Origin of the sequence: Micromonospora deserti, from assembly GCF_003236335.1 — a bacterium.
GTDB classification, from domain to species: domain Bacteria; phylum Actinomycetota; class Actinomycetes; order Mycobacteriales; family Micromonosporaceae; genus Micromonospora; species Micromonospora deserti.
This window is the reverse complement of sequence record NZ_POUB01000314.1, coordinates 1-6300: the sequence shown is the minus strand read 5'-3', so window position 1 is coordinate 6300 and position 6300 is coordinate 1. Positions and strand designations below refer to the sequence as shown.

General features: G+C 72.4%; 7 protein-coding genes and 1 pseudogene. 4 read left to right on the top strand and 4 right to left on the bottom strand.

The window, feature by feature from the left end:
• The first annotated feature begins 63 nt into the window (after window positions 1-63).
• On the top strand, window positions 64-708 hold the full coding sequence (locus C1I99_RS27950; protein ID WP_111137199.1) for a class I SAM-dependent DNA methyltransferase: 645 nt from the start codon (window positions 64-66) through the stop codon (window positions 706-708).
• Between the two features lie 69 nt (window positions 709-777).
• Here C1I99_RS27950 and C1I99_RS27945 read toward each other — a convergent pair whose 3' ends face one another.
• The 4 genes from C1I99_RS27945 to C1I99_RS27930 all read right to left on the bottom strand — a co-directional run bounded on the left by C1I99_RS27945 (window position 778) and on the right by C1I99_RS27930 (window position 3244).
• Entirely contained in the window at window positions 778-1530 is a 753-nt protein-coding gene (locus tag C1I99_RS27945) for an MBL fold metallo-hydrolase (RefSeq protein WP_111137198.1), read from the bottom strand.
• Window positions 1531-1640: 110 nt separating this feature from the next.
• Entirely contained in the window at window positions 1641-1895 is a 255-nt protein-coding gene (locus C1I99_RS27940; protein ID WP_013736060.1) for a Smr/MutS family protein, read from the bottom strand.
• 120 nt (window positions 1896-2015) lie between these two features.
• Complete coding sequence (locus tag C1I99_RS27935) at window positions 2016-2384, bottom strand: tetratricopeptide repeat protein (protein ID WP_111137197.1); 369 nt, start codon at window positions 2382-2384, stop codon at window positions 2016-2018.
• Between the two features lie 89 nt (window positions 2385-2473).
• The gene (locus tag C1I99_RS27930) at window positions 2474-3244 is read right to left on the bottom strand and encodes an ROK family protein (protein ID WP_111137196.1); all 771 of its coding nucleotides are present in this window, start codon (window positions 3242-3244) and stop codon (window positions 2474-2476) included.
• Window positions 3245-3388: 144 nt separating this feature from the next.
• Here C1I99_RS27930 and C1I99_RS27925 point away from each other — a divergent pair, with 144 nt between their 5' ends.
• From C1I99_RS27925 to C1I99_RS27915, 3 genes and pseudogenes are all read left to right on the top strand, one after another.
• Window positions 3389-5026 carry an ABC-F family ATP-binding cassette domain-containing protein gene (locus C1I99_RS27925; protein WP_111137195.1) on the top strand — a complete coding sequence of 546 codons (1638 nt, stop codon included), beginning with the start codon at window positions 3389-3391 and terminating at the stop codon, window positions 5024-5026.
• Between the two features lie 38 nt (window positions 5027-5064).
• Window positions 5065-5310: pseudogene (locus C1I99_RS27920) on the top strand (hypothetical protein); the annotation flags it as partial.
• A 310-nt stretch (window positions 5311-5620) separates the two neighbouring features.
• Window positions 5621-6300 (top strand): methyltransferase domain-containing protein (locus tag C1I99_RS27915; protein WP_111137193.1); only part of this gene is annotated, 680 nt, incomplete at its 3' end.

The following is a 6300-nucleotide window of genomic DNA, read 5'->3' as shown; positions in this document are numbered from 1 at the left end:
GCCCTGCCGACCTGATCTTGAAGCCACGCGCGCACCGTTGATCACTGGACTACCGTGCCCGGCATGAGCGCTCACGGCTGGCTTGCCGACACCCGGACGTCCTACGACGCGGTGGCGGAGAGCTATGCGGACCTGCTGCGTGACGCACTCGCTGGTGCGCCGTTCGAACGGGGGATCCTGGCGTTGTTCGCCGAACTGGTCCACGCCAGCGGTGGCGGACCCGTGGCCGACATAGGCTGCGGACCGGGACGGATCACCGCCTACCTGCACAACCTCGGCGTCGAGGCCTTCGGCATCGACCTCTCCCCCGCCATGATCGACGTCGCCCGGCGTGACCACCCCGGCCTGCGGTTCCAGGTGGGCTCCATGACGGACCTCGACCTCACCGATTCCTCCGTCGCCGGTCTTCTCGCCTGGTTCTCACTGATCCACATCCCCGACGACGAGGTCCCCAGGGTCCTCGCACATTTCCACCGGGTGTTACGTCCCGACGGTGCCTTGCTGCTCGGCTTTCACGTCGGCGACGAGCATCGGCTGAAGACGCAGGGCTATGGCGGCCACCCGATGAAGGTGCACGTCCACCGCCGTCCGCCCGACCGGGTCGCAGCCTGGCTCCGTGACGCGGGGTTCACCGTCGAGGCCCAAATGCTCCACTACCCGGACGAGAGCACACAAGGAGCGTTCCTCTTCGCACGCCGCCGGCCCTAGCTCGATCGACAGTCTCAGCACCCGCCCGGCCTGATCCCCAGACCTCTCCCACCGTCCGGGGTCTTCTGGTCAACCTTGGAGCGCGCCGAGTGTGATGACGAGGTCTTCTTCGGCGGCCAGCACCCCACCCTCGAAAACGTCGCGAGCAGCGGCCACCGAGGCTGCCCGGTCGTTGCCTGGCCAGAAGTGGGTGAGCATCAGCCTGCGGGCACCCGCGCGCGCGGCCCAGTGGCCGGCCTCGGTGGACGTCATCAGGTTGCGGGTGGGCCGCAGGATCTCGCCGTCCCGGTCGGTGGCCTCGATGATGAACAGGTCGGTGTCACGGCCGAGTTCGGCCAGCAGCGGATCTGGACCGGTGTCCCCGGAATAGGCCAGGGCGATCTCGCCCGCCTGCAGGCGAATGCCCGCATTGGGCACGAAGTGCGGGAGGGACAGGCCGGTCAGCTCGAACGGCCCCACCCGGTAGGTGCCGGGCAGGGGACGCACATCGAAGACCGCGGTCAGGTCGACGTCGGGCTCCAGGCCTTCGAGACGGTCGAGCACGCCGGGCGGACAGTACAACGGCAGCCTCGGTTCCCCAGCCCTGCCGTAGAGCCGCATCCGGAACAACCCGTGCAGGTCGATGCAGTGATCCGGGTGCTCGTGGGTGATGGCAACAGCGTCCACGACACCGTCCGGCCAGTGCGCGAGCAGCCGTGGCAGCGTGGCGTAGCCGAGGTCCAAGACCAGACGGTAGCCGTCCCAGTCCACCGCGAAACCGCTGCACGCGCGACCCGACTCGGGAAAGGCGCCACAACTGCCGAGCACGGTGACCTGTCGCATCCGCACAGCATGCCAGCGCACCGCGCCGCCGCTGATCGTGCGGATGCAAGTGCCGCAGGTCGATAGCGCTCAGCGAACCGGGCGACACGGCGGCTGGTGCCGTGCCGTCACTACTTCCAGCGGAAGTGCACGAACAGGCGGCCGAAGTTCTTCGAGTCCTTTTCGACGCGGTGGTAGAGCTGCTTGACGTCCTTCTGGTCAAGGAAGCGCAGCACCCGCTTCTTGAGCTGGCCGGAGCCCTTGCCGGGGATGATCTCCACAAGGGTGGCCTTCTTCGCCACCGCCTCGTCCATGATCCCGCGCAGCGCCCGGTCGATGTCGTGGCCCTTGTTGAAGATGTCGTGCAGGTCGAGTTTGAGCTTCACTCCGCACCCACCTCCAGCTCAGCTCCCATGACGGCCCATGGTACGGACGCCGGGACGGGTCGGGGCAGCCCTGTCGGGCTGCCCCGTCCGTACGCCCGCCGGCCGTCGTCGGCCGGTGGCTCAGCGACCGCCGCTGACCCGGGTCTCCACCCGGCGCAGCGCGGTCCGGTAGTCGTCGTTGCCCCAGTGCATGGCCGCCGCGATGCGCAGGTGCCGCAGCGCGTCGGCGTGCCGGTTCAGCCGCTCCAGCGTCCGGCCCAGCACGTGGTGCGCGTAGTGGTCGCTGGGATCCCGGTCAACCAGTTCGCGCAGCTGCTTTTCGGCCCGGTTGAGCTGGGCCGACTGGAAGTACGCCCGGGCCAGCAGCTGCCGCACCGCGGCGTTGTCGGGCTCGGCCTCGACGATCGGTTCGAGCAGCCGGGCCGCTCGGGTCGGATCACCGGCTTCGAAGAACAGCGTCGCCCGCCGGTACTCGGCCAGAAGATCCATTCCACCCACCCCCTCGTGTCGTGCCGCCATCCCCCGACGCTGGCACAACACCGCTCGCACCGCGACTGTTCCCGCCAGGTGCGGGGCGGTCAGGCGGCCGCGCCGTGCCGGCCGGCGGCGAGATCCCAGGCCCGGACCCCACCGACGATCCCGGCGGTGTTCGGCACCACCACCACGTCGTCGCCCATCCGGGCCAGCTGCTCCGGCCGGATCAACCGCGCGTTGCCCCCGCCCAGGTAGAGCCGGTCCCAGCGGAACACCGGGCGCAGCCCGTCCACCACCTGCCGGATCCGGCGGGACCAGAACGCGTCGCCGAGCCGGCGCCGCTCCGGCTCCCCCACGTACGTGTCGTAGGTGGTGCCCCAGCGCACCGGCGCGTGGGAGAGTTCCAGGTGCGGGGCGAGCACCCCGCCGTCGAAGAGGGCGCTGCCCAGCCCGGTGCCGAGGGTCAGCACCAGCTCGCAGCCGGTGCCCGCGACCACCCCGGCGCCGTGCACCTCGGCGTCGTTGAGCACCAGCGCCGGCACCCCGAACGCCTCGGCGAGGGCGGTGCGCGCGTCGTACCCGGACCACTCGGCGAGGAGCTCGGGCACGATCTTGCTACGCGGGCCGGACCGGGTGACGTAGTGCGGGGTGGCCACCACCACCCCATGCCGGATCATGCCGGGCATGCCGACGGTGAGCCGGTCCGCGGCGGGCAGCCGCGCGCTGAGGTCCAGCAGCGTCTTGACGAAGAGCGCCGGCGGCAGCGGGTACGGCGTGGGCACCCGCAGTGGTCGCGCTCGCATCGTCCCCGCCTCGTCGAGCACGGACGCCTTGATCCCGCCGCCCCCGCAGTCGATCGCCAGAGTGGTCACCACCCGAGCAGTGTGCCTTGTCCGTCCGGAACCTCCTCCGCGACCTGGCACTTCGGGCCCGGCGTGTGCGGCTCTCCGCTCGGCAGGCCCGGGCATGGAGTGCGAGATCGCGCGGGAACCGGGGGGCCGGGATAGGCTCGCGTCCTCATGAGCGCCACGTTGATCGTCAAGGGGCTGGCCGCCGGGCACGGGGACCACCCGCTCTTCTCCGGGCTCGACCTGGTGGTCGCGCCCGGCGACGTGGTGGGGCTGGTCGGGCCGAACGGGGCCGGCAAGTCGACGCTGCTGCGTACGCTCGCCGGGTTGCTGCCGGTGGAGGCCGGCAGCGTCACGCTGAGCCCGCCCACGGCGAGCGTCGGGCACCTGCCGCAGGAGCCGGAGCGGCGGCCCGGCGAGACCGTGCGTGGCTTCCTGGCCCGGCGCACCGGGGTGAGCGGCGCGCAGACCGCGCTGGACGCGGCCACCGAGGCGCTCACCGCCGGCGCCGCCGGAGCCGACGACGCCTACGCGGAGGCACTGGAGCGTTGGCTCGGCCTCGGCGGCGCGGACCTGGACGAGCGGGCCGGGCAGGTGGCCGCCGAGCTGGGTCTCGCGGTCGATTTGGACCATCCGATGACCGGGCTCTCCGGCGGCCAGGCGGCCCGGGCCGGGCTGGCCTCGCTGCTGCTCAGCCGCTACGACGTCTTCCTGCTCGACGAGCCGACCAACGACCTGGACCTGGCCGGGCTGGAACGGCTGGAGGAGTTCGTCACCGGCCTGCGGGCCGGCACCGTGCTGGTCAGCCACGACCGGGAGTTCCTCACCCGCACGGTGACTCGGGTGCTGGAGCTCGACCTGCCGCAGCAGCAGGTCCGGCACTACGGCGGCGGCTACGCGGCCTACCTGGAGGAACGCGAGGTGGCCCGCCGGCACGCCCGCGCCGACTACGAGGACTACGCGGAGACCCGGGCGGCGCTGGCGGCCCGGGCCCGGACCCAGCGGGCCTGGATGGAGAAGGGCGTACGCAACGCCCGGCGCAAGGCCACCGACAACGACAAGATCGGCCGGAAGTTCCGTTCCGAGGCGACCGAGAAGCAGGCCGCCAAGGCCAAGCAGACCGAGCGGCTGATCGAGCGGCTGGAGGTGGTGGAGGAGCCCCGCAAGGAGTGGGAGCTGCGGATGGAGATCGCGGCCGCGCCTCGCGCCGGCGCCGTCGTGGCCACGCTGCGCGACGCGGTGGTACGCCGCGGCGGCTTCACCCTCGGACCGGTGGACCTCCAGATCGACTGGGCCGACCGGGTGGCGGTGACCGGGGCGAACGGCTCCGGCAAGTCGACCCTGCTGGCCGCCCTGCTCGGGCGGCTCCCGCTGGACTCCGGGCACGCCGCGCTCGGCCCCGGCGTGGTGGTCGGCGAGGTGGACCAGGCGCGCGGTTTCTTCTTCGGCGACACGCCGCTGATCGACGCGTTCCGGGCCGCCGTACCGGAGCTGTCCCCGGCGGACGCGCGGACCCTGCTGGCCAAGTTCGGCCTGCGCGCCGGGCACGTGCCGCGGCCGGCGGCGACCCTGTCCCCGGGCGAGCGGACCAGGGCGGCGCTGGCCCTGCTACAGGGGCGCGGGGTCAACCTGCTGGTGCTGGACGAGCCGACCAACCACCTCGACCTGCCCGCCATCGAGCAACTGGAGTCGGCGCTGGCCAGCTACCCCGGCACGCTGCTGCTGGTGACCCACGACCGGCGGATGCTGGAGTCCGTGGCGACCAATCGCCGGCTGCGGGTGGCGGCCGGGCGGATCGCCGAGGACTGATCCGGGCTGTCCCGGCCGCGCCGGGTGAGAATGACCCCATGCTCAAGTGGGAGTACGCGCTGCTGGTCCGCCGGCGCCAGGCGGCCACCAACGACGTCGGCTGGGAGGTCGTGTTCGTCTGGTACGGCCCGGACGGCTCGATGGTCGACGTGACGCCCTACGGCGACACGGCGCTGGCCCACCTCAACCGGGCCGGCGACCAGGGCTGGGAGCTGGTCGCGATGAGCGAGGACCCGTCCCTGCCCGGCAACAACGAGCTGCACCGCTACCACCTCAAGCGGCCGAAGCCGGCCGCCGCGCCGCCCCGGCAGCGGATGCGGGCCGTCGGCCGGCCCCGGCGGACCATCTCCAGCTGACCGGGAGCGCCGTGCCGGCGGGGTTCCTGGGGCCGGGGGGCGTTCACCACCGACGACTTCCGGCGACCTGTCGGGAGGTCCCGGCCACAGGTCTACGGCATCGACGAGGGCTGCGGAACCCGTTCGGCACCCATTGGCGGCTGACCCGTGGCCAGGCCGCTCTGACCGGAGGACGGGGCCACCGCCGGCGCATACCGGGCGGAGATCGGGGTATCGCGCGCCGGGAGGTGGCCTGAGTATGGTCGCGTTGGCACAGACTCCGCTCTCGGGCGAGCGGCTCCGGGCGGTCGACGGGTTCCTCGCCGAGGCGTGGGCCGATCAGACCCGGCACGACGACCGGCTGCGAGGCCTCGCGGTCGAGGTGCGCTTCGATCGGGGGGTGGCCCACCTGACTGGGGAGGTCGCCGAGCCGGCCGAGCTGCGCCTGGTCCGGGACCGGGTTGGTCGGCTGGCCGGCGTGCTCGGCGTCTGGTGCAAGGTACGCGTCGGCGGCAGCGACCCAGTGGTGGTCGACCTCGGATGTGGCGCCACCAAGCAGTGGCCGGGCAACCTCGGGCTGGACATCTTCCCGGCTCCCGGGGTGAACGCGGTGGCCGACCTGTCCCGCTCGCTGCCGCTGGCCGACGACTCGGTGGACGTGCTCTTCGCGGTGCACATCCTGGAGCACCTGATCGATTTCCTGCCGCTGGTGGACGAGTGCCACCGGGTGCTCCGCCCGGGTGGCGTGCTGCACGTGATGAGCCCCTGGTGGGGGCACGTGAACGCGGTCGCCGACCCGACCCACGTCCGGCTGCTGGACGTGCAGACGGTCAAGGCGATCTGCCTCCAGCGCCCGCCGGGCACCCCGCGCTGGTACCCGCTGCACGCCGGCTGCGACGGCGCCTCCATCTTCGCCGACCTCACTCCCCTGCCCCCCGA